Annotated in this window: 17 protein-coding genes and 1 riboswitch; of the genes, 5 read left to right on the top strand and 12 right to left on the bottom strand. The window is 45.0% G+C overall.

Translation table 11 applies throughout. The features are described from left to right. Positions 1-50: 50 nt before the first annotated feature. Complete coding sequence (locus tag AB6E52_RS19315; protein ID WP_102321401.1) at positions 51-1,586, top strand: mannose-1-phosphate guanylyltransferase/mannose-6-phosphate isomerase; 1,536 nt, start codon at positions 51-53, stop codon at positions 1,584-1,586. 15 nt (positions 1,587-1,601) lie between these two features. Further along, on the top strand, positions 1,602-3,026 hold the full coding sequence (locus tag AB6E52_RS19310; protein ID WP_017068632.1) for a phosphomannomutase/phosphoglucomutase: 1,425 nt from the start codon (positions 1,602-1,604) through the stop codon (positions 3,024-3,026). A 110-nt stretch (positions 3,027-3,136) separates the two neighbouring features. On the opposite strand, the gene aroG is transcribed toward AB6E52_RS19310, so the two are convergent. The 4 genes from aroG to AB6E52_RS19290 all read right to left on the bottom strand — a co-directional run bounded on the left by aroG (position 3,137) and on the right by AB6E52_RS19290 (position 5,856). After that, on the bottom strand, positions 3,137-4,189 hold the full coding sequence (aroG, locus tag AB6E52_RS19305) for a 3-deoxy-7-phosphoheptulonate synthase AroG (RefSeq protein ID WP_017061746.1): 1,053 nt from the start codon (positions 4,187-4,189) through the stop codon (positions 3,137-3,139). Positions 4,190-4,502: 313 nt separating this feature from the next. Then, positions 4,503-4,718, bottom strand: a complete 216-nt coding sequence (locus AB6E52_RS19300; RefSeq protein ID WP_102321402.1) for a DUF3820 family protein — start codon at positions 4,716-4,718, stop codon at positions 4,503-4,505. 12 nt (positions 4,719-4,730) lie between these two features. Continuing rightward, positions 4,731-5,402: a DUF3313 domain-containing protein gene (locus tag AB6E52_RS19295; protein ID WP_102321403.1), complete on the bottom strand. Its 672-nt coding sequence runs from the start codon at positions 5,400-5,402 to the stop codon at positions 4,731-4,733. 100 nt (positions 5,403-5,502) lie between these two features. After that, positions 5,503-5,856 carry a hypothetical protein gene (locus tag AB6E52_RS19290; protein WP_017068634.1) on the bottom strand — a complete coding sequence of 118 codons (354 nt, stop codon included), beginning with the start codon at positions 5,854-5,856 and terminating at the stop codon, positions 5,503-5,505. 323 nt (positions 5,857-6,179) lie between these two features. After that, a riboswitch (cyclic di-GMP riboswitch) is annotated at positions 6,180-6,269 on the top strand. A gap of 72 nt (positions 6,270-6,341) precedes the next feature. Between AB6E52_RS19290 and gbpA the strand changes: the two genes are divergently transcribed. Then, complete coding sequence (gbpA, locus tag AB6E52_RS19285) at positions 6,342-7,808, top strand: N-acetylglucosamine-binding protein GbpA (protein ID WP_102321404.1); 1,467 nt, start codon at positions 6,342-6,344, stop codon at positions 7,806-7,808. Between the two features lie 111 nt (positions 7,809-7,919). Here the strand turns inward: gbpA and cyoE are convergent, their stop codons facing one another. From cyoE to AB6E52_RS19265, 4 genes are read right to left on the bottom strand one after another with little or no spacing between them, the layout of a single operon-like run. Continuing rightward, positions 7,920-8,894 carry a heme o synthase gene (gene cyoE, locus AB6E52_RS19280; RefSeq protein ID WP_017064833.1) on the bottom strand — a complete coding sequence of 325 codons (975 nt, stop codon included), beginning with the start codon at positions 8,892-8,894 and terminating at the stop codon, positions 7,920-7,922. Continuing rightward, entirely contained in the window at positions 8,884-9,939 is a 1,056-nt protein-coding gene (locus AB6E52_RS19275) for a heme A synthase (RefSeq protein ID WP_102321405.1), read from the bottom strand. Before AB6E52_RS19275 ends, cyoE begins: the two co-directional genes overlap by 11 nt. A gap of 60 nt (positions 9,940-9,999) precedes the next feature. After that, complete coding sequence (locus AB6E52_RS19270; RefSeq protein ID WP_102321406.1) at positions 10,000-10,608, bottom strand: hypothetical protein; 609 nt, start codon at positions 10,606-10,608, stop codon at positions 10,000-10,002. Next, complete coding sequence (locus tag AB6E52_RS19265) at positions 10,601-11,542, bottom strand: SURF1 family protein (RefSeq protein WP_102321407.1); 942 nt, start codon at positions 11,540-11,542, stop codon at positions 10,601-10,603. Before AB6E52_RS19265 ends, AB6E52_RS19270 begins: the two co-directional genes overlap by 8 nt. On the opposite strand from AB6E52_RS19265, the gene AB6E52_RS19260 reads away from it, so the two are divergent. Beyond that, positions 11,436-11,666 (top strand): DUF2909 family protein, encoded by a 231-nt coding sequence (locus AB6E52_RS19260; protein ID WP_048659084.1) that lies wholly within the window; start codon positions 11,436-11,438, stop codon positions 11,664-11,666. The genes AB6E52_RS19265 and AB6E52_RS19260 overlap by 107 nt on opposite strands. Positions 11,667-11,739: 73 nt before the next feature. Here AB6E52_RS19260 and AB6E52_RS19255 read toward each other — a convergent pair whose 3' ends face one another. Genes AB6E52_RS19255 through coxB form a run of 4 tightly spaced genes read right to left on the bottom strand, consistent with a single transcriptional unit; the run spans position 11,740 to position 16,149 of the window. Then, positions 11,740-12,624 carry a cytochrome c oxidase subunit 3 gene (locus tag AB6E52_RS19255; protein WP_102321408.1) on the bottom strand — a complete coding sequence of 295 codons (885 nt, stop codon included), beginning with the start codon at positions 12,622-12,624 and terminating at the stop codon, positions 11,740-11,742. Between the two features lie 29 nt (positions 12,625-12,653). Then, positions 12,654-13,262: a cytochrome c oxidase assembly protein gene (locus tag AB6E52_RS19250; protein ID WP_102321409.1), complete on the bottom strand. Its 609-nt coding sequence runs from the start codon at positions 13,260-13,262 to the stop codon at positions 12,654-12,656. Between the two features lie 11 nt (positions 13,263-13,273). Continuing rightward, entirely contained in the window at positions 13,274-14,935 is a 1,662-nt protein-coding gene (gene ctaD / locus AB6E52_RS19245) for a cytochrome c oxidase subunit I (protein WP_102321410.1), read from the bottom strand. Next, complete coding sequence (coxB, locus tag AB6E52_RS19240; protein ID WP_102321411.1) at positions 14,932-16,149, bottom strand: cytochrome c oxidase subunit II; 1,218 nt, start codon at positions 16,147-16,149, stop codon at positions 14,932-14,934. Before coxB ends, ctaD begins: the two co-directional genes overlap by 4 nt. 485 nt (positions 16,150-16,634) lie before the next feature. Here coxB and AB6E52_RS19235 point away from each other — a divergent pair, with 485 nt between their 5' ends. After that, positions 16,635-18,341, top strand: coding sequence for a phospho-sugar mutase (locus AB6E52_RS19235; RefSeq protein ID WP_102321412.1), 1,707 nt, complete (start codon positions 16,635-16,637; stop codon positions 18,339-18,341). Positions 18,342-18,423 lie beyond the last annotated feature (82 nt).

Here is an 18,423-nt window from a genome sequence, read left to right as displayed (position 1 = left end):
GAAGCGTGGTAATATGATGGCAGTATTCTAATGCACCTAATTACCACGCTATGATTTTACCTGTCATTCTAGCCGGCGGCTCCGGAAGTCGTCTCTGGCCACTGTCTCGCGAGCTTTACCCTAAGCAATTTCTCAATATTGCCGGCGACCAGTCAATGCTTCAGCACACACTTCAACGCCTGCAAGGCCTTGAAGAGCACTTGATGGATAGTAAATGCGATGCCCCATTCATTATCTGTAATGAAGAGCATCGCTTTATTGCCGCTGAACAAGCTCGATCAGCTAACATTCAACATAGTGGTATTCTGCTAGAGCCAGTCGGTAGAAATACAGCCCCAGCCATTGCGCTTGCCGCCCTAAAGGCTTTAAGTAAACCACCGCTTAATGAACAAAGCGCATCCGACCCTATCTTGTTAGTGCTGGCTGCTGATCATCACATCGCGAAAACCTCTGAATTCCAACAAGCGATTAGTCGTGGTGTTGATTATGCAAAACAAGGCAAGCTGGTGACATTCGGTATAACACCTAGCTCCCCAGAGACTGGCTATGGCTATATCAAGCAGGGAGAGCCTCTTTCCTCCAGTGCTCAAACTGATACTAATGGAACAGAGCAGCCAATCAATCACGCCTTCGCCATAGAATGCTTTGTAGAAAAGCCAGACACAGCAACAGCAGAAGAGTACATCCGCTCAGAACAATACTTATGGAACAGTGGCATGTTCATGTTTAAGGCATCACGCTATGTTAAAGAACTCGCCGAACACCACCCTGAGATAGTAGCGGCTTGTAAACTCGCTCTTGCAACGCAAAATACCGACCTCGACTTTATCCGTATAGACGCTGAAGCATTCAAAAGCAGTCCAAGTGATTCAATCGATTATGCCGTGATGGAAAAGACCTTGCACGCCGCGGTGATCCCGATGGATGTCGGCTGGAACGATATTGGCTCATGGTCCGCGATCTGGGATGTAAGCGAAAAAGATCAGCACAATAACGTCATTGAAGGTGATGTATTAACCGTCGACTCTCAACACAACTACATCCATGCTGAAAATAAGCTGGTTGCGACGGTAGGTGTCGACAACCTGATTATTGTCGAAACCAAAGACGCTATATTGGTTGCAAATAAAGACAGGGTTCAGGGTGTTAAATCGATTGTCAGTCAACTAAATCAAGCGGGTCGCACAGAACATGTGCATCATCGTGAGGTGTTTAGACCTTGGGGTAAATACGATGTTATCGACCTAGGCAAGCGCGACAAAGTTAAACGTATCACCGTTAAACCCGGTCACAAGTTGTCGTTACAAATGCACCACCATAGAGCGGAACATTGGGTAGTCGTGGCGGGTACTGCGAAAGTGACCAACAATGAGAAAACCTATCTGGTTGAAGAAGATCAATCCACTTACATCCCTTTAGGTCATATTCACAGCCTAGAGAACCCAGGGGATCTCCCACTCGAGATGATTGAAGTACAAACAGGCAGTCATTTAAGTGAAGGCGACATCATTCGATATCAAGACAGTTATGGGCGAGACGTGCGCAAGCAACAAGTCCACTCATCAAAGCACAACCAAACGAAATAAAGCAGCGACAAATCGATGAAACCAACATTAGACCTAAACTGCTTTAAGAACAACGATATCCGCGGCGTCATTGGTAAACAAATCAATGAGCCACTCGCCTACCTGCTCGGTAAGGCATTTGGCGAATACGTCCTATCCGCTAAGCCTGAAACCTCACTCGATGGTTTGGCGCAGGTAGTGATTGGTCGTGATAACCGCAAAACCTCCCTGTCATTACAAGAAGCCATGACCAAAGGCTTAATCGAGTCAGGGATTACCGTCATTGATCTAGGTATGACTGGCACTGAAGAGGTCTACTTTGCGACTCGTTACCTAAAAGCGATTGGCGGAATACAAATCACAGCCAGCCACAACCCAATCAATTACAACGGCATGAAAATGGTCGGTGTAGACGCTAGCCCTATCAGTAAAAACAGTGGTTTAGATGAAATCAAACGACGCATTGAAGAACTTAATCAAGAGCTGAACTGCAATTTACCGTTCGTTCATGCACAACCAAGTAACTCTAGTAGATCTAACAGTATTCTTGCTCCGTACGTCGAGCACCTACTCTCGTACATAACCCCATCAAAGCTGTCACCGATGAAGATTGTGGTTAATGCTGGGAACGGTGTTGCAGGACATATCATTGATGCTTTAGATAATAAATTTAACGAACTCGGTGTCCCTATCACCTTCATCAAAGTTCATCATAACCCTGATGGAAACTTCCCAAATGGTATTCCAAACCCTTTGATTAGAGAGAACCAAGCAGCCACTCGAGATGCCGTTTTAGAGCATTCTGCTAACCTTGGAATTGCTTGGGATGGAGACTTCGACCGATGCTTTTTCTTTGATGAGCAAGGCGATTACATCGAGGGTTATTACATTGTAGGGTTGCTTGCTGAAGCATTCTTGGTCAAACAGCCTAACACGACTGTATTGCACGATATGCGCATGACCTGGAACACAATTGAAATCGCAAAAACGCATGGTGGAAAAGCGATTGGAATTAAAGCAGGACACGCACTGATCAAAGAGAAGATGCGTGAAACGAATGCCGTCTATGGGGGCGAAATGAGCGCACACCATTATTTTCGTGATTTTGGATATTGCGATTCAGGCATGATTCCTTGGCTATTGGTTATCGAGCTGATGTCGAAAACTCAACAATCTCTTCACCAATTAACGAGTACTAGTATAGATAGATTCCCCTCTTCCGGGGAGATCAATCGAAGAGTCTCAGACCCAGAGCAGGTCATGGCTTGCGTGTTATCGCACTACCAAAATAATGCCGTTGAGATCGATCACACAGACGGAATCAGCATGAATATGGGCTCATGGCGCTTCAACTTAAGAAAGTCCAATACCGAGCCATTAATACGCCTTAACGTTGAAACCAAACAAGATAAAGCTTTACTGTCACTTAAAGTCGACGAGTTACTGTCTTTTCTCATTTAAGAATACAGACACTTCCAGTTTTCAACTAAGATCCACAAAAAAGCCCTTATTAGCTGTTGCTAACTAAGGGCTTTGAATTTTCAGTAGCTTAATCGCTGACTGTAATTAGTCTATTTGTTACGACGAGCTTCAACAGCGTCTGCCAGCTGGCGAAGTACTGTTTCAGTGTCTTCCCAACCAATACACGCATCAGTAACAGATTGGCCGTACGTTGCAGCTTTGCCCTCAACCAGGTCTTGGCGACCTTCAACAAGATGAGATTCAATCATCACACCAAAGATAGCTTTGTCGCCACCAGAAATTTGTGCGCTTACGTCATCAGATACGTTCATTTGACGCTTAAACTGCTTAGAGCTGTTTGCGTGGCTGAAATCGATCATCACTTTTTGTGGAAGACCAGAAGCTGCTAGCTCTTCTTTAATCTTACCAACGTGTTCTGCGCTGTAATTTGGCTCTTTGCCACCACGTAGGATGATATGACAATCAGGGTTACCTGCTGTTTCAACGATAGCTGAGTGACCGTACTTAGTTACTGATAAGAAGTGGTGAGAAGCGCTAGCAGAGCGAATCGCATCTGTTGCAATCTTGATGTTGCCATCAGTACCATTCTTAAATCCAACTGGGCAAGATAGGCCAGAAGCCAGTTCGCGGTGAACTTGAGATTCTGTAGTACGTGCGCCGATTGCACCCCAGCTGATTAGGTCAGCAACGTATTGAGGCGTGATCATGTCTAGGAATTCGCTTGCCGTTGGCATGCCCATGTCAGTTAGGTCCAGCAGTAGCTTACGTCCTAGACGAAGGCCATCATTTAGCTTGAACGTATCGTTCATGTACGGGTCATTTATTAGACCTTTCCAACCAACAGTTGTACGTGGTTTTTCAAAGTAAACACGCATTACGATTTCAAGGTTATCACCAAGTTCGTCGCGCAACACTTTCAAACGTTTACCGTACTCAAGAGCAGCTTCTGTGTCATGAATAGAACATGGGCCGACAATAACAAGCAAGCGATCATCGCTCTCTTCTAAAATATTGTGGATCGCTTTGCGGCTTTCAAAGGTTGTAGAAGAAGCAACTTCTGTCGCTGGAAACTTTTCTAAAACAGCTACAGGGGGTAATAACTCTTTTACTTTGTTAATTCTTACATCATCAGTCTGGAACATTGCTTACTTCTTCCTTTTTTCTATCCTTGAGCTGAATGTACGTTGTCTCACGTCACTTTCTATCAGCACTAATCTTCTTGTTCCCTGTAACTTAACTAGTAAAAACTCTAGTTTCAATCACTAATTAAAAATAAACGCAATTTTTTTTGTGTTTTATATTTAAAACACCCTGTATACCATTATTTACACGCTATCGATTGCGTATTTTATAGCAAGGTAAGAAGAGCCATTCTTCAAGCTACATCATGCATGTAAAATTGTGTCGAACTCAAAAACAAAAAAGCTCACGTGATCAGCGTGAGCTTTTATTTAATTACATTCTTTTCAATGGCTTGACGACACTATCAAGCCCTTCAATTTTCAGAGCAAGGCACAGTTTCAATAAATCGCCGAGTTCACCAGACGGGAATCCCTTTTTATCAAACCACAGCAAATATTCTTCAGGCAAGTCAATCAACGTACGACCAGCGTATTTACCCAATGGCATTTGCATTCTAGCAAGTTTAATCAGGTTCTCTTTCTCTAGCATTACAGGCTCTTTCTAAGCGTCATCGATATTCTGTAGAGTATCACCGAAACGTTCAACCCAATAGTTGATCGCATCTTTGGCATCATCAAGCGAATCAATCATGGTTGAAAAATCTTTGTTACCCGCTTCACGGTCGATGGCTGCAAACAGTGGTGTGCCCTCTTGAGCATCACTGACCAATAACTCTACACTCGCACTCCCAACATTGGTGTGCTCACCAGTCGTGACCTTAGATATGGTTGACATCGCAAGGCCAAACGGCAGAACGCTGCTCGTTACAGCTAAGAGCGGATTGGGTGTTTCAACGTTACTCAGAGCGATACTCAAGCGGAGCGTTTTTCCTGTCGGTTCATCGACAATCGTTTTATGAGGCGATATTTTATCTTCCAAGCGCGCAACCATGTGCTCAGTGAGTTCCTGAATCTCTTCCTGATCCAACGAACCTTCTTCTGCTAAAACAAAAATTTGGTCGATCACTACAGAATCGTAGTCATCTAACTTGGATTTCAAACGCTGCGCGTCACGTAACCCAACCCTTGCCCAAACCAAGTCGACGCCTCCGTCAGGCCCAGCCTGAAAATCTTCGTAGCTGGTAAATTTAGTAGCGGTTCTAATTGGGCCGCCTGCAGAACCAAGCAAGAAAATGCTGGTTGCAACAAGCAAAAGGACTTTTAAAGGGTTCATAACGCACTTAGTCAAAATTAAGGAATCTAATTAAGTATGACATACCCTATGTGAAAAGGTTGTAGAAAAAGGGGGTTAAAAATCAGAGCTAACTCTAAAATTAATCATGTTGAACAGTGTGTGCGTACTCTACAATTACCTGATTTCCTTCAATATAAGCATTTTGGATCTCACCATCAACACTCATTCTACTTTTCAGGTAGACCACTTTAGGCCCCGATTCATTGACCTCTTTTAGCGAGGGGAATACATTCCTTGGTTCCAAATGAAGTAAACGACAAAAATGACTAATGAAAGACATGGTTAATGGCGTCTCCCCTCTTAGCACTCTTGAGAAATCAAGCTGGTTCATGCCTAGCTTTTTTGAAAACTCCATCTGCGTAATTCGCATTCTCGATTTTTGTGACATCCACGTTTGATACAACGCGTCTCTGTCTAGTTCTGTGAATTCCATACCGGCTCCTTTATATAATTCATACCAATCAATTGTCCGGTTTTTCATACATGGCGTGTCAGGGTTCGGTTAGTGGAAACCAAAGGTTTGGTTTTGATATGTGCACAATTGTTGTACAGAGCGAAGCGAAACAACCCAAAGTCATTCACTAAAACGATTAGATCAAATGCTTTCTTTATTTATATCAATAATTTATACGTTAACGAACTAAACATATAGCAAGTTAATTTGTATCAAGAATTAAAAGTTCGAGATTGGCATTCCACATTTCAATCGATTGATTCGCATTTATAAAACTGGTTGGCTACATTTCGATTGCTCAAACGCACTTCTGGCAAACTATTTGAAAGAATAGGACGCAAAGCCACCGGTCTGTCGACAAATATTCTGTCTATGATAGCGGGGCCGCCACTTAATAGAATTTAAGTGTAAATGCATGCCGGGGTGTTCTCTTTTTTGTCGGCCAAATACAGTAAGGACAAATAATGAAACAACTCCAAAAAAAATCACTCATCGCGCTATCGCTTCTTAGCGTAAGCGGTGCAAGCTTCGGTCACGGTTATGTCTCGGCATACAACAATGGCGTAGCTGAGAGCCGTGTTGCCCTATGTAAGTTCCCTGCGAGTGATACGCAAGAGAAAAACACCAACTGTGGTGGTATCCAATACGAACCACAAAGTGTAGAAGGCCCTGAAGGCTTCCCAGAAGTTGGCCCTGCTGATGGGAGAATCGCCAGTGCGCAATCTTCTTTAGCAGCAGCACTAGACGAGCAAAAGGCAGACCGCTGGGTTAAACGCCCTATCAAGTCTGGTTCTCAATACTTCGAGTGGACATTCACAGCTAACCACAAGACTCGCGATTGGAAATATTACATTACTCAACCCGACTGGAATCCAAACCAGCCGTTGGCTCGCAGCTCTTTTGACTTAACGCCATTCTGTGTTGTTGAAGGCAATATGGAACAGCCACCGATGCAAGTCAGTCACTTGTGTAATGTGCCAGAGCGTGAAGGTTATCAAGTGATCCTTGCGGTATGGGATGTAGGTGACACTGCAGCGGCTTTCTACAACGTTATCGACGTGAAATTTGATGGTGACGGCCCTTTCATTCCTGATTGGGATCAAGGTGGTCAAATCAACCCGACACAAGACCTGAATGTTGGTGACGCTGTTTATACGCGTGTATTCGACCAGTCTGGTGAGAACGCTTCATACAGCACTGAGCTTGTGATTGAAAGTACTGAGCAAGGCAAAGCCAATAACTGGTCTTACGCTCTTTCTTCTAAAATCAATCAAGAGCAGACGCAAATCAAAGCAGGTCAATTGAACGACCAAGGCGATTTTGCGCCAGTATACGGCACGAACCCTGTTTATCTAAAAGCAGGTTCTGGCTTTAACAGTGTGGAAATCGGCTACAAGATTGACACTCCAGAACCAGAGCATGAGCTAGAAGTAACAGGCTTAGAATCAGAGTACATTATCGATGAGAGCCAACCTACTCAGCTTGACCTTACGCTAGCGGCAACAGGCGATATTCAAGCTGAGCTTACCGTGTACAACCATCACCGTGAAGCACTTGCCTCTCAGAAATCGGACCTAGCAGACGGACAAGTTGAAGATATTCAACTGACTCTTTCTAAGTCTGAAGCTGGTCACCACATGCTTGTGGTTGTGACGAAAGATGACCAAGGTAACTTAGTGGATCAGAACACGCTTGATTTCCACCTAATGGACGAGCAAACACCGCCACCAGCAGGCGACTACGACTTCGTGTTCCCAGAAAGCATTGAGTCTTACACAGCAGGAACAAAGGTTCTAAGCAGCGATGGTGGCGTTTATCAGTGTAAAGAGTTCCCATACTCTGGCTACTGTGTTCAATGGGCTCCAACAGCAACTCAGTACGAACCAGGTGTCGGTTCACACTGGCAAAGTGCTTGGAACAAAGTGGACTAAGTACTCGCTAGATACTTACTTTGTATTGGGTGAGTTTTAGTCATCAACCAAACAAAAACGGATGCCCAAAGCATCCGTTTTCTTATTCTGTAACAGCTGAAGCATCAGTTATCAAAGTAGATAGTGGTCCGCCAACAGAGCCACAAACAAGATCATGAGATGATAGATGGAGAACTTAAAGGTCTTCATCGCCATATTAGGTTCATCACGATATTTAAGTACCCAAGCGTGATAAACAAACCCGCCGTTGAGAACCAAAGAAGCGCTCAAATATATCCAGCTACTCATGCCGACCAATACCGGCAATATACATACGATGCTTAGCAGCAAGGTATAGAGCAAAATAGAAGTCTTGGTGTATTCGATTCCGTGGGTCACAGGCAACATGGGGATGTTCACTTTGGCATACTCATCACGACGATGAATTGCCAACGCCCAGAAATGAGGAGGCGTCCAAATAAAGATGATCATCACCAACAACCAAGCATTTGAATGCAGCTCGTTGGTGACTGCCGTCCAGCCCAATAACGGTGGCATTGCGCCAGCTATCCCTGCAATTACGATGTTCTGTGGCGTCGCTCGCTTCAAGTACATGGTATAGATGACCGCATAGCCCAATAAACTTGCAAAGGTTAGCCAAGCCGTGAGTTGATTGACCCACACCACTAACGTAGCGAACCCAAATAAGCCGATACCTGCTGCAAAGCTAAACACACGCACACTACTCAGCTCACCGGATGGTAAAGGGCGTCGATTTGTTCGAGTCATCTGGCCGTCGATCTTTTTATCGATCAAATGGTTAAACGCAGCCGCTGAACCTGCCATTAACCCTATCCCAATCATTCCGAACAAAGTTTGTTGCAAAGGCAATCCATTCGGCACGGCCAAACACATCCCAACCAATGCTGTCAGCAACATCAAAGCCACCACTTTAGGCTTAGTCAGCGTTAAATAAACTTTCCAAGTGGCTTTGTTTTTTTCAGCCTTTTCGTTACTTAAAGTTATGTCATTATTGGCTGTTATCTTATGAGTTAAGGCTGCGTCTTGAGCCACCACTTCATACTGTGTTGACGTTCTACTGACCATGATTACCTCCTTGTAATACACTGTTCTTCACCAAGCTCTCACTCGGTTTGCGTTGCCACACCACAAAATTGGTTACAACCATGCTGATGAGCAACATTACTGCGACTAGGTTATGCAAAACCGCAACTGAGATTGGCAGGTGAAACCATACATTACTGATCCCAAGGCTGATTTGAGTAAACAACACTATTGCGACAATCATGCTCAGCTTTTGGTGAGGCACTTGGCCAAACTTCCATAACTGGTACACGACCATCAGCACCGTTAATGTCGCCACAATAGCCCCGAACCTGTGCATGACATGTATGGTAAGCCTCGCGGGATACTCCAACACACCAAACTCATAGTTATCGTGTCCGTGTTGAGCAAAATCGAACGCATTTTTGAAATCGAGGTAGCTCATCCAGTTACCTTCACAAATAGGCAATTGGGTACACACCAAAGCGGCATAGTTTGACGATGTCCAACCACCAAGCAGTATCTGCCCAACCACAATGAGTAACCCAAACAACGCCCAAAATTTAAGTGTTGGAGAATAAGAAGCCTCGCCAAAACGGCTTTGGAATTGAGACAAACGGCAGTAGAGCAGACACAACAGTGACAGCAATGTGAAACCCCCCATCAAATGCGCCATAACCACAACGGGCATCAACTTAAGAGTCACCGTCCACATTCCAAGCAAAGCCTGAAAAATCACAGTGGCAGAGATAAGTAATGGAAGACCAACTGGTGTTATATTCTTTTTAATACACCAAGCAACAACGACAAAGATAAGCAGCCCTAATGTTCCTGCAAAGTAGCGATGGATCATCTCTATCCAAGCTTTGTCTGCTTCGAGAGCTCGTTCTGGAAATTGTAGATTGGCTTGATTAACTGCTTGGGCATCAGACGGAACGGTAATCTTTCCATAGCACCCAGGCCAGTCAGGACAGCCAAGGCCAGCATCAGACAAACGGGTATAAGCACCGAGCACAATCACGGTAAGGGTTAACAAGATAGTTAATCTCATCATGTGCATGAGTAAATCAGGGGCTTTATTCTGCATCGTTTATCTCCCTATACTTATTCCCTTTCGCTGCTTAAGCTCAAGCATTTGCGCCATCAACTACCCAACTCGTGACAGCTTAAGTAGCTTTCTTAAATCATGAATCATACCTTTGGATTGCCCGACTAGCTGCGACGGTTCCGACACGCTTTTGTACTCCATAACCAACTGTCCTAGCGGGTCAATAATGACAATGGAAGCCGGCGAAAACTTGGTGCTTAACTGATCACTACCTGCTAACAAAGATAAATCAGGCTTGTTGAGCGAACCCGACAACGAGTTACCTTCTGAGACGAAAACAACGGCGGTCACTCGCTCTTTGTTTTTCCCTAACGCTAAGTAGCTTTGATTCAAATAATGAAGCTGTTGTTCACACAAGCTTTCGCACTCCATCGGTGCGATATACCCCACAACCCAACCCTCTCCTGCCATGGGTACCGTTACGCCAAAATCCGCTAGTGTAATTCTTGGTTCTACCAATTCGCCTGAGTTAGTGACACCTGACGTATACCAATTCTGATCCAACACAGTTTTGGCGATAATGGCTGGCAAAGCGAAAATTAAAACGAGTCCGATTAATACCAAACGTCCTTTAGTACGACGGCTTCTGAGCTCAGCCATGTTTGCCTCGGTAATTTCCCTGTTCACTTGTGCTTGAGATTTATCCATCCTTATTCCTCGTGATAGGTGTTGCTTTTAGGTACCGATAGCCAATCAACAACATCAAAAACAAAAGTACCGCAGCCATAACAAACCATTGAAATGAGTAACCAAAATGCTTCTCAGACCTCATCGCCGTTGGACGCCATAACATTTCATAGGGCCATGAATCTAAACTCTGAGGTTGGAAGACAAAGGGCAGCACTTCTTGTCCTGTATACTGTGATAACGCTGCTATGTTTAGGTTTTGGATTCTATTCGGTGTCGTATTTTCTAAACCCAACTCATGACTTAAAGGATTAATTGAGCGTGTATACAAGCGCCCTGACATTTTGGTTGGTACAGTGATACTTCCTAATTGCGGTAGTTCTCTTCTGTCATTACTTGCCGGAACAAACCCAAGATCGATCAACAACTGTTTTTCAGCCACTAAGGACTGGTTTCCATCTTCAAAGCGAACCTCACCCAACATGTAAATCACATACCCTACCGTTCCTTGGCTTATCTGGTTGTCTAACAAGAGCATCAAGCCGCTCGTATTGACTAATTCAACATCAGCCTTTAACCCGTTTAGGGTTTGAGGATTTAATGACTCTTGACCAGATAAATCCAGCTCTCGCAACTCAGAAATAACGACACCCAAAGGTTGTGACGAGAGATGTGCTCTCTCAGCTAATTGCTGTTCATAACGTAATTTCTCGTTACCACGATCGAGTTGCCATAAACCCAACTTGATTAAAGCGCCGACTGAAACCACAGTTAAAACAACCGCTATCCAAAAACCTTTACTGCGGAACTTGTGTTCATCATCAATCAATCGGTTTGGAGTTATCACTATGGCGTCATCTACCTTTGTGTTGTTATTTAAAATTGTATTGGTCGCTTTGCTGTTTTTTATCGCTTTCAATTTGATGAAAGGTCTAATCCAAATCGCCTCAGGCAAACAAAATGGCAAAAGACTGAGTCACTTCTTAGGTCGTCGTGTGGTGCTGTCTGCCATCGTTGTGCTATTGCTGTTACTTGCCCTAGCCTCAGGCACCATTACTCCAAATCCAAGGCCTTACTAAGGCTTTCAAGTTGATTAACGTTTTCAAACATATTTATTCTTCCAAGCATGGCTTAAAGCAGCTCAATATGTCGTTAAAGAACATAGACGAACACAAACAACCCTAACCAAACCACATCAACAAAGTGCCAATACCAACTGCCGGCTTGGAAAGCAAAGTGGTCTTTTGGCGTAAAGTGGTCTTTCGCAACCCTTGCCAGTAATACAATCAAAAAGATCGTCCCTAAGCAGACATGCAAACCATGGAAACCAGTCAATAAGAAGAAAGTGTTGCCGTAGATGCCTGATTGAAGGGTCAGCCCCATCTCTTGATAGGCATGGACGTACTCTTCGACTTGGAAAAACAGGAAGAAACCGGCCAGAACAATGGTTATCTCCAACCAGACGATCAAAGCCATACGCTTATTTTGTTCAAGACTGATATGTGCCATATGCAGCGTCACAGAGGAAAGCAGCAGAATTATGGTGTTTTTTAGAGGGATACCTTGCCAAGGCATAGCTTGTGTCGTTACGCCATCAGGTGTCGTGGTCAGTGGCCACATAGATTGGAACATCGGCCACAAGACTTCATGGGTCATTTCATTGTTGCCCGAACCACCAATCCAAGGAACAGAAATCATACGAGCATAGAAAAGCGCACCAAAGAAAGCGCCGAAGAACATGATTTCAGAAAAGATGAACCAGCTCATGCCTTGCCTAAAGGAGCGAGATATCTGCTCGGAATAAACACCACTCAATGATTCCGTAATTACGTTGCTAAACCAACCCGCAAGCATATACAGAAGAACAGCAAATCCGACTAACAACACCGCTTTGCCGAACACGCCACCAGCAGCATCAGTCCCCATGTTTTGCACGGTTAACCCTGCTCCAACAGCAACAAGAAACAGCGCAACGGCACCGACTAATGGCCAGTGGCTTTGATGTGGAACGAAATAAACTTCCTTTTTAGAACTCATCGCTCAACTCCTTTTGTTGATTCTGGTTCCTAGTTACTCGCGATTACATTAGGCTCGGGACTGCTTGATTCCCCGACCACCTCACTCGTGATATTAAACAGCGTATAAGAGAGCGTCAGCGTGTGTATCGAGTCTGGAATGTCTGGCTCTATGTAAAATATCAAACCCATTTCAGCGCTCTTGAACCCGTCAAGTGGCTGCTGATTAAAGCAAAAGCATTCCATCTTGTTGAAGTAGGTCGCTCCCATTCCTGGAGAAACCGATGGTACGGCTTGGCCAACCAATGAGGCTCCAGATAGGTTTTTGGCAATGTAGTTAGTTTGAACCACCTCACCAGGGTGAACCTCTAGCACACGCTCTTCAGGAACAAACTGCCAGGGCATATCAGGTTTGATGTGCGACATAAACTCCACACGAACAGTACGAGAGTAGTCCGGTTGCATCCCCTGAGGTTGAACAGCAGAAACAGTATTAGTTTTACCGTTGATTCCCAACGCCTCACACATCACATCGTAAAGCGGAACCAAAGCGAAACCGAAGCCAAACATCGCCACGACACTCAATACCAAGTAGCCCGTCAGCTTCTTGGTAGATCGCTTAGGTTGTTTTTTATCTATCTCGCTTTGCTTATCATTCATTGTGCATCCCTCTAATCGATTTTAGGTGGATGAGTAAAGGTGTGATGAGGTGCTGGGCTTGGTACTGTCCACTCAAGTCCTTCAGCTCTATCCCAAGGCTTGCTTGATGCAGGCTCACCGCCTTTTACGCACTTGATGACTAACCATAAGAAAATCAATTGAGACAAACCAAAAGCAAAGCCACCAATCGACACTACTTGGTTAACGTCAGCGAACTGAATAGCGTAGTCTGGAATACGACGTGGCATCCCCGCCAAGCCTAAGAAATGCATCGGGAAGAAAAGGACATTCACTGAGACTACTGACGTCCAGAAATGCCACAGGCTGAGTTTGTGATCGTACATATGCCCGGTCCACTTAGGTAACCAATAATAGGCTGCGGCCATTATCGAGAACACCGCACCGGTAACCAGAACATAGTGGAAGTGAGCCACTACAAAATAGGTGTCATGGTATTGGAAATCAGCAGGAACAATAGCGAGCATCAATCCTGACAAGCCGCCTATCGTGAATAGAACAATAAAGGCGATGGTGAACAGCATTGGTGTTTCGAAGGTCAACGCGCCTCGCCACATGGTTGCTACCCAGTTAAAGACTTTCACTCCCGTCGGAACCGCAATCAACATGGTGCAATACATGAAGAACAGTTCAGCAAAAACCGGCATCCCCGTAGTGAACATATGATGTGCCCACACTAAGAAAGACAAGATCGCGATACTACAGGTCGCATACACCATTGAATGATAACCAAACAAACGCTTACCACTAAAGGCTGGGATGATGGCAGAGACAATACCAAACGACGGTAAGATCATGATGTATACTTCGGGGTGCCCAAAGAACCAGAATATATGTTGGAACATGACGGGGTCACCACCACCAGCCGCATCGAAGAAGCTCGTCCCAAAGTATTTATCGGTCAACACCATGGTCACCGCCCCAGCGAGAACGGGCATTACGGCTATCAGCAAGAAAGCGGTGATTAACCAAGTCCAAACGAACATTGGCAATTTAAACCAAGTCATACCCGGGGCTCTCATGTTCACGATGGTCACAATGACGTTGATCGCCCCCATGATCGAACTGATCCCCATAATATGAACAGAGAAGACAAACAGCGCCGTGCTATCAGGGCCGTAAGTCGTTGACAGCGGCGCGTAGAATGTCCAACCAAAACTCGGGCCACCTCCCTCTGTAAACAGAGAGCCAATTAAGATTAAGAAGGCAAAAGGCAGAATCCAGAAACTGAGGTTGTTCATTCTAGGCAACGCCATATCTGGCGCCCCGATCATCATAGGGATCATCCAGTTAGCGAGTCCCGTGAATGCAGGCATTACCGCACCAAACACCATGATCAAGCCGTGCACTGTGGTCATTTGGTTGAAGAAGTCTGGTTCAACAAGCTGCAAGCCCGGTTGAAATAGCTCAGCGCGGATCACCATTGCCATCGCGCCGCCAGTTAAGAACATCGAAAAGCTGAACCACAGGTATAATGTGCCTATGTCTTTATGATTGGTTGAATACAGCCAACGTGCCCACCCTTTTGGAGCGGCGTGAGAATCGTGATCATCCAGAGACAAGTCATTGCTGTCCAATGTGCCTTCCACAGAATGGCTTAAGGCCTGATCTTCTTCAGGCGCCGATTTCACCGGCTTATTGATTGGTGAACTCATAGCTGCTCCTTAGCATCACTTTGTGCTTCATCCGTTGAGCCCTGTTCGTCAGGTGCTTGGGCTCCGCCTTCTTGTTTAACCTTGTAAGCGTTAATATCTGAAGCCTGAACAATATCGCCCGTGTCATTACCCCATGCATTTCTTTGATAAGTGACTACCGCAGCGATCTCTTTCTCGGTTAACTGGTTATCGAAGGCTTGCATTGCCGTGCCTCCACGACCATAAACAATGGTGTCGATATGCACATCGACATCTCCTAGAGCAACTGGGCTACCTTTAATAGCGGGGAATGCACCAGGAATACCCTCACCGTTCGCTTGGTGGCAGACCGCGCATCGAGTTTTGTAAACCTCTTCACCGATGGTGTTCAGCTCTTCCAAAGAAAGTGACGCGTCTAATGCATCTTGAGCCGCCTGTTGTGCGGCTATCGCCAATTCTTTTTGTTCCGCCAGCCATGCATCAAACTCGTCTTCTTCCATGGCATGCACCACTATCGGCATAAAGCCATGTGCTCGGCCACACAGTTCAGCACACTGGCCACGATATACACCGGGTTCATCTATTTTTGTCCACGCTTCGTTAATGAACCCCGGGATAGTGTCTTTCTTAACGGCAAAGGCAGGAACCCACCACGAGTGAATCACATCGTCAGAGGTCATCAAGAAGCGAACTTTTCTATCAATAGGAAGAACTAATGGCTTATCAACCTCTAGCAGGTAATGAGCCCCTTTCACTTCAATGCCTTCGATTTCTTTGTCACTGGTCGCTAGAAGGCTGAAAAATTCGACGTCTTCACCAAAATAGCTGTAATGCCATTTCCATTGTGATCCAGTGATTTTAACGGTCAGATCTGATTGAGAGGTGTCTTCCATAGCAATCAAGGTTTTGGTCGCGGGTATCGCCATAGCAATAAGAATAATAATTGGAATGATGGTCCAGAGGATTTCAACTTTGGTGCTTTCGTGAAAGTGAGCCGCCACCGCTCCCTTCGACTTTCGGTGTCTCAAAATCGAATAGAACATCACCCCAAAAACAACGAAGGCAATTGCGCAGCAGATGTAGAAGATAAGCATATGAAGTTCATAAACCTCACTGCTGATCTCAGTCACGCCTCTTGTCATGTTGTATTCACTACTTGCATGCACTAAAGGCGACACTAAAACCACAACAAAACTCTTCAAAAGCCACGCTAGCCTAACCAGTAATCTTTTCAAAAGATCTCTCCTTATCCTTCCTAATTGGATACTTGCGACCTAAATGTCGTTACGAGCTATGTTTCATTACGAACTACATGTCATTACGAGCCAGGCAACATTCATTGTTATCCCGACTACACATGAAAAGGCTGAATCTCAATCTACAACTCGCATGGAGACAGCTTTAAGACACTATCAACCTCATATCTCCCCATGAGCCAATACGGCTCAGAAACGTGAGAGGTTTTCATGAAAGATTCAAAAACGGCGAATTTGTTAAATTTTGTTATATTTATGTAAAAGGCTAGTTAGTGATATCCAATAGTTCAAGGTAAGTTTACTTACTAAACAGTCAATTATTTGAAGTAACTAAGCTACATGCCCTCTTGACGTTGGAATTTATTTTATATCGAGTTTTACGATTGCTTTCATAGAAATGATAATCAATATCACTTAAGTTAACTCAACAGTAAGTCATACAGACATTAAAAGGTTTAGTGATTATGCAAGATGCAATGAATTGGTTAGCGAGAGACCCAGACCCAAGAACTCGTGAAGAGCTTCAACACCTCATCGATGAAGGAATGCATGACGAACTTGAAGACCGCTTTACTCAACGATTAGAGTTCGGAACAGCAGGTCTTCGAGGCAAAGTTGGATGTGGTCCAAATAGAATGAATCGCTTAGTGATACAAGAAACCGCGACAGGGCTTGGTCACTATTTAATAGAGCACGTTGCAAATGCCAAGATTCGTGGTGTGGTTGTGGGCTATGACGGCCGTTTAGATTCAAAGCAGTTCGCTGTTGATACTGCTTCCGTACTCACGGCTTTAGGCATTAAGGTTTACTTAACCTCGAATGTCGCTGCAACCCCTATCGTTGCTTTTGGTATTGAGCATTTCAACGCCGCAGCGGCTGTTGTGGTGACGGCCAGCCATAACCCGCCAGAATACAATGGCTTCAAAGTATACTGGGAGAATGGCGCGCAAATCATTCCTCCGCATGATGCTGGCATTGCCGCTGAAATCGATATCGCATCAACCAAGCCTATCCCTTTGATGAGCCTTAATGATGCTGAAACACAAGGTAAGTTGGTATGGTTAACTGAAGGTTATTATCAGACCTACCGAGCTGCTATCAATCAGAGCCCATACGTGAGTAAAGATATTGAATCGGCGAACACCACCATCACCTACACTGCAATGCATGGTGTGGGCGCGCAAATGGCTGAGGATCTTCTTCATGATTCTGGTTTCCATAAGGTGTTCAGCGTCGCCGAGCAAAGAGAGCCCGATGGTAACTTCCCGACCGTGAACTTCCCGAATCCGGAAGAAAAAGGCGCGATGGATCTGGTGGTTAACTTAGCAAAAAGTGTCGATGCCGACATTGCTTGTGCCAATGACCCAGATGCAGACCGATTTGCCGTTGCAGTGAGAACAGATGATGGCTCATACAAAATGCTCACGGGTGACCAAGTCGGCGTGCTATTCGCTCATTATCTACTCTCAAAGCCGCATACCAAAAACCAGTTAGTTGGCAACAGTATTGTCTCTTCAACCTTACTTGAAAAAGTGGCTCAATCTCATGGTGCGACTTATTTCCAAACGCTGACCGGGTTTAAATGGTTAGCTAATATTGGCATGCAGTTAGAAGATAAGCAGAACGAGTTCTTGTTCGCCTATGAAGAAGCGTTAGGCTACACCATTGGTACTCAGGTACGAGACAAGGATGGGCTATCGGCAATCGTCGTGTTTGCTCAATTGGTTGAAGAGTTAAAATCTCGAGGCCGAACGGTTTGGGATCTCCTTGCTCAGATTTCATTTGAACATGGGGTTCACACCAACGCGCAACGAAGTATTGCCCTCGACCCAGATTCACCGTCGATTGGCTCTAAACTCCGATCGGCACAACCTAATACAATAAACGGAGTCGCTATCTCTGTGATTGAAGATCTACAGTCTTCTTTGCGCTTCGTCATTGGGGGCAATACTGAAGCCATTAACCTGCCTTCCAGTGATGTGCTCATCTATCATCTCGAGGACGGCTCACGCATTATCGTAAGACCTTCCGGCACAGAACCGAAAGTGAAAGTCTATTATGAGACTGTGACAAAGTTCGAAGGGACAGAAACATACGAAGACACTCGCTTTCGCGGCGAACAGTACATGGAAAAACTGATTGAACAACACCAACAAGAGTTGAATTCATAGCGATTTAGCGCGTTCAACATGTAACGGTTAATCGAGTAGGAGGAGGCCTCACGGCCTCCGTCCTCTCACACCACCGTACAAG

Source organism: Vibrio sp. 10N.247.311.13 (assembly GCF_041467595.1).
Lineage (GTDB): Bacteria > Pseudomonadota > Gammaproteobacteria > Enterobacterales > Vibrionaceae > Vibrio > Vibrio crassostreae_C.
This window is presented reverse-complemented; position numbering and strand designations above follow the sequence as displayed.

Bases quoted from the DNA above. Each gene is read 5' to 3' on its own strand.
- AB6E52_RS19255 (WP_102321408.1), bottom strand. From the start codon at position 12,624: ATGAGTTCTAAAAAGGAAGTTTATTTCGTTCCACATCAAAGCCACTGG.
- AB6E52_RS19295 (WP_102321403.1), bottom strand. From the start codon at position 5,402: ATGAACCCTTTAAAAGTCCTTTTGCTTGTTGCAACCAGCATTTTCTTG.
- AB6E52_RS19290 (WP_017068634.1), bottom strand. From the start codon at position 5,856: ATGGAATTCACAGAACTAGACAGAGACGCGTTGTATCAAACGTGGATG.
- AB6E52_RS19270 (WP_102321406.1), bottom strand. From the start codon at position 10,608: ATGGATAAATCTCAAGCACAAGTGAACAGGGAAATTACCGAGGCAAAC.
- AB6E52_RS19250 (WP_102321409.1), bottom strand. From the start codon at position 13,262: ATGAATGATAAGCAAAGCGAGATAGATAAAAAACAACCTAAGCGATCT.
- aroG (WP_017061746.1), bottom strand. From the start codon at position 4,189: ATGTTCCAGACTGATGATGTAAGAATTAACAAAGTAAAAGAGTTATTA.
- AB6E52_RS19315 (WP_102321401.1), top strand. From the start codon at position 51: ATGATTTTACCTGTCATTCTAGCCGGCGGCTCCGGAAGTCGTCTCTGG.
- ctaD (WP_102321410.1), bottom strand. From the start codon at position 14,935: ATGAGTTCACCAATCAATAAGCCGGTGAAATCGGCGCCTGAAGAAGAT.
- gbpA (WP_102321404.1), top strand. From the start codon at position 6,342: ATGAAACAACTCCAAAAAAAATCACTCATCGCGCTATCGCTTCTTAGC.
- AB6E52_RS19300 (WP_102321402.1), bottom strand. From the start codon at position 4,718: ATGCTAGAGAAAGAGAACCTGATTAAACTTGCTAGAATGCAAATGCCA.
- cyoE (WP_017064833.1), bottom strand. From the start codon at position 8,894: ATGGTCAGTAGAACGTCAACACAGTATGAAGTGGTGGCTCAAGACGCA.
- AB6E52_RS19275 (WP_102321405.1), bottom strand. From the start codon at position 9,939: ATGCAGAATAAAGCCCCTGATTTACTCATGCACATGATGAGATTAACT.
- AB6E52_RS19235 (WP_102321412.1), top strand. From the start codon at position 16,635: ATGCAAGATGCAATGAATTGGTTAGCGAGAGACCCAGACCCAAGAACT.
- AB6E52_RS19310 (WP_017068632.1), top strand. From the start codon at position 1,602: ATGAAACCAACATTAGACCTAAACTGCTTTAAGAACAACGATATCCGC.
- AB6E52_RS19260 (WP_048659084.1), top strand. From the start codon at position 11,436: ATGGCGTCATCTACCTTTGTGTTGTTATTTAAAATTGTATTGGTCGCT.